Origin of the sequence: uncultured Ruminococcus sp. (genome assembly GCF_934476685.1) — a bacterium.
Classification (GTDB): domain Bacteria; phylum Bacillota; class Clostridia; order Oscillospirales; family Ruminococcaceae; genus Hominimerdicola.
In genome coordinates this window covers 1-2,880 of record NZ_CAKSNX010000043.1, presented here as the reverse complement: position 1 = coordinate 2,880, position 2,880 = coordinate 1, and the positions used below count along the sequence as shown (strand labels likewise).

Below are 2,880 nucleotides of genomic sequence, written 5' to 3'. Positions count from 1 at the left end.
CTGTATCTCTATCTAGCAGACTACGGACACGGTGATACGACCTATGCCGACCTCGAAAACTATACCTATGCTGAACTTTCTAAGCTCACTTCTCAGCAGATAAGCAGGCTCGGAAATATCCTTGGCGGCGAAAAGATACCAATGGGCAGATTTATATGCGTCCGCTCTAAAAAGTCGGGGGACAGCACTTCGCTGACTTTCGCAGACAGGCTGTATTTTTCCGACAGGATATATACCCCCTCTGTCCGCCTGCCTGCGTGGAGCAAAGCTGTCGAGGACGATATATGCAAGCAGCTTGGACTTGAAAACGGCAACGACTACACAAAGCCTGCGAAACTCAGAGCAAAGGGCGGTGCAAGGCTCTACGGCAAAGGTCATATCAGACTTAAAACAGCGAACTTTGATTTTATGATAGACCATATCCCCGAAAAAGCCACCATGCGGCAAATGCTTGGATATATAGCCTCTGCGCAGGGTGAGTTCGGCTTCGTCAACAGGTTCGGGAAGTACGTCCGCAAGTGGTACGGCAGTTCTGTCAAGCTGCTGGATAATAACACCATAGACGTGCCTGTGCTGAGTGAACGAAAGAACGTGATAGTCGGAATACTATGCAAAGTGAACAGCGATCAGACGCTTAAACAGGGCGTGACCTCAGGCACGACAGGACGGGTGCTGGAGTTTGAAAATCCGTATATGACAAGCTCTCTCCTTCAGTCACTATGGCACAGGATAGGCGGATTTTCGTGGTATACAACGGAGCTTTTCCACCGCCTTGGCGACCCACGTTTTGATATAGGCGATGTTGTGACCTATGACAGCGGCGGAGATACTTTTGATATACCTATCACAGATCTCAGCTTTGATTTTGACGGCGGTCTGAGTGCTGATATCTCGGCGGCAGGACTTTCCGTTGAGGAACAGATATAATTTTAGAGGTGATAAAAATGGCAGATGAAAATGATATCATAAATGCAGATGATACACAGGACACGGAAACACCCACAGTAGAAGAACAGCTTGCGGCATTGCAGGAACAGACTGCACTTATGGCACAGCAGATAGCCGCTTTGCAGGCTCTTGCAGATGAGGAAGAATATGAGCTGAGATATTCTGGGGAAGATATAGATTCGCTTCTGGACGGCGGCAGAGCGGTGTTCAATTACAAGTCGGCGGTGGAGCTTAACAAAATAATCTCACGCTTTTTCCCACTGGTGATGAAGTGGGGTTCGTTCACACTGAATATGACCGTAAATGCGGATAACGGACAGCAGTGGAGCTATAACACGCTGAAAAATGTTATCCCTGCGGGACTGACAAATCCTACTGTCTTTATGATCTGCGACTGGAACAAAAAGCATTTCAAGTCACAGAGTTTCGGTTACAAGGTGAACGGCAATGACATAGACTGGGAGGCTTACCTTGAACACACCTCAGATCAGGGCGGAACGTATGCTTTCAAAGTATACTATTTAATAATAGGCAAAAATTCAGGAGGCGGACAGATTGGCTGATTACACAGAAAATTACGGATTCAAGAAACCTGCAAGGACAGACAGGTTCGACATTGCCGACTTTAACGGCAATATGGATATGATAGACGCTGCTATCGCTCAGTCGGCAGGCGGTTCCCAAACCACCCCCGCCGTCCCAACTCTCCTCACTATCTCCACCCCTGCACCTGTTGCCGAAACGGCTGATTACATACCACCGCAGGAATGGGTATACGATACGGGGCAGGGCGCAGTGGGTACGACTTTGACGGTCAATGCACAGAAAAGCGGTCTGCTTGTGGCGGCGGTGCAGTACGGCGCACTTGATTCCAACGAAATTTCTTTGTCTGGGGACGGCTGGACAAGGACGGCAAGATCGGGGTCGCTGATGAACTATTTCACCGTTATGGACATATACACCAAGCCTGTCAGCGCAGGTGAGCATACCGTTACCATAACGCAGCTCAAAACAGGCAGCTTGTTCTATGCCCATGTTTTCTGCCTTTACGGAGCAGGATCCATAGAGGTGATAAAGAATGCAGGCACATCATCTAGCAGCTATACATACACAGCTGAGGCAGGCACAGCAGGTAAAAGGCGGCTGTATTTTCTCCAGCAGGGGGCAGAGAAAAATGTTCTGACGGTCAAGGACCTGCCCGACTGCGGAATAATCGACACGACCTATCTTGCCACCATATGGGATATCTACTTTGCAGACGCATTTTCGCCCACCTTTGTGTGCAGTAAAAGCCAATTCTGCTATGTAATATGTGAGATAACAATGAAGGAGGAATAATATGTCAGTAAAAAGATACAGCGTCACAGACACAACGGCGGCGCACTTTGAAACTCTGAAAGTGGTGCTTGAAACTACTGCGGCAGAGTATTTCACAAGCTATGTGCTGAGCGAGGACAAGCTTACGCTCCGGTGTATGGACGGGGAAAACCCTCTGCTGACATTCAGCGGAGCGGCGACATCTTCGGGTGTAAAACTAACGTCTGTCACTCTCAGCGGTGATAATGTAACGCAGGTGTTCCAAATTGCCACTCAATCCAGCTATATGATAAGTGTAGTAACGACCGCAGGAGCAGGCTGTGCGCTGAAAATAAAGCAGATGAGCAACAACGCAAAGTCAAGACCATACGGCATATTTATCACCAAGACCAACAAGGGCAAGACAGCGGTCTGCATAGATCCCGACGCACTTGCAGTCGGCTCGACCACCATTTACAAGGCAGGCTGGTGCGCCACATCTGAAAGCACCGAGATGAGCAAGGTCGCCGCTCAGACAACGATTGTGCTGCCGTTTGAACTGCCGTACACGTCCATAGTAAATGTGGTCTGCTCAGGCGTTGATGACTACTGCCCCGACCTTTACGTCACCCCCAC

Annotated in this window: 4 protein-coding genes; all 4 read left to right on the top strand. The window is 49.1% G+C overall.

The features are described from left to right. A partial coding sequence (locus tag Q0E19_RS11795; RefSeq protein ID WP_294409735.1) for a hypothetical protein occupies window positions 1-927 on the top strand: 927 nt, incomplete at its 5' end. Between the two features lie 17 nt (window positions 928-944). Then, window positions 945-1,511 (top strand): hypothetical protein, encoded by a 567-nt coding sequence (locus Q0E19_RS11790; RefSeq protein ID WP_294409733.1) that lies wholly within the window; start codon window positions 945-947, stop codon window positions 1,509-1,511. Next, on the top strand, window positions 1,504-2,286 hold the full coding sequence (locus Q0E19_RS11785) for a hypothetical protein (RefSeq protein WP_294409731.1): 783 nt from the start codon (window positions 1,504-1,506) through the stop codon (window positions 2,284-2,286). The genes Q0E19_RS11790 and Q0E19_RS11785 overlap by 8 nt, the downstream gene beginning before the upstream one ends. 1 nt (window position 2,287) lies before the next feature. Next, on the top strand, window positions 2,288-2,880 hold a 593-nt coding region (locus tag Q0E19_RS11780; protein WP_294409730.1), incomplete at its 3' end, for a hypothetical protein.

Coding starts and splice junctions, on each gene's coding strand:
- Q0E19_RS11790 (WP_294409733.1), top strand. CDS start 945: ATGGCAGATGAAAATGATATCATAAATGCAGATGATACACAGGACACG.